Source organism: Gilliamella sp. BG2 (assembly GCF_046635645.1).
GTDB lineage: Bacteria > Pseudomonadota > Gammaproteobacteria > Enterobacterales > Orbaceae > Gilliamella > Gilliamella bombi.
This window is the reverse complement of the sequence record NZ_JBIDFF010000069.1, coordinates 1-788: the sequence shown is the minus strand read 5'-3', so window position 1 is coordinate 788 and position 788 is coordinate 1. Positions and strand designations below refer to the sequence as shown.

The 788-nt window shown below is 34.5% G+C and carries 2 protein-coding genes; one reads left to right on the top strand and one right to left on the bottom strand.

Annotated features, from left to right (window positions below; translation table 11 throughout):
* On the top strand, positions 1–184 hold a 184-nt coding region (locus ACGH6Q_RS12290; protein ID WP_411592989.1), incomplete at its 5' end, for a hypothetical protein.
* A 237-nt stretch (positions 185–421) separates the two neighbouring features.
* Here ACGH6Q_RS12290 and ACGH6Q_RS12285 read toward each other — a convergent pair.
* Positions 422–658, bottom strand: a complete 237-nt coding sequence (locus ACGH6Q_RS12285) for a DUF3950 domain-containing protein (protein WP_411592988.1) — start codon at positions 656–658, stop codon at positions 422–424.
* Positions 659–788: the final 130 nt, after the last annotated feature.

Sequence of the window (788 nt, the reverse complement as noted above, 5' to 3'; positions counted from 1 at the left end):
TGTTAGGACTTTTTACTTATCTATAAATCCGCAGGCGGTCTGCATTTTTGGATATAAAATCCCAAACCGTTTGGCGTTTTCTCTCTGCAAAATCCCTTACAGTCAGGAGAAATCAAATTATATCAAAAGTGCCGACCGTCGGCAGTTTTCAATAAATAAAACTCGTCACCGTGACGGATTTTAAACCATTAAAAGTCCTAACAGTTAGGACTTTTTACTTATCTATAAATCCGCAGGCGGTCTGCATTTTTGGATATAAAATCCCAAACCGTTTGGCGTTTTTCTCTCTGCAAAATGTCTGACGGTCAGAATACTCAAAAACTGCCGATGTAAGTAACAAATAAAAATAAACAATTTAAAATTAATATATTGGATTAATTAAATTGCTTACATTGGCGTATCTGATAATTTTTTACACTATTTAATCAGGACACTTCTTAATTGATTTATCTCGATCTAAACGTTGCTTACAAGCCTCTTTCACCCAACTAGCAAAAGATTCTTGTCTGTTTGCTAGTTGCGTTCTAATTTCTGCTAGTAACTCATCTTCAAAACGGATTGTTTGTCTTGTGCTGTTTGTTCTTTCATATGATTTTTTATTTTTCTCTTGCATTGGTGCGAACCAGTATGATAAATTATAGTTAATGGTTCGAACCATTATAACGTGAAGATAAAAAAATACAATGCCTCGAAGTGCTACCAACACTATCAAGGCATCTAACCACAAACATTATTAGAGGTAATGAATATGGCTATTCGCAATAATACCGTATCGCCTAAATTTGGGC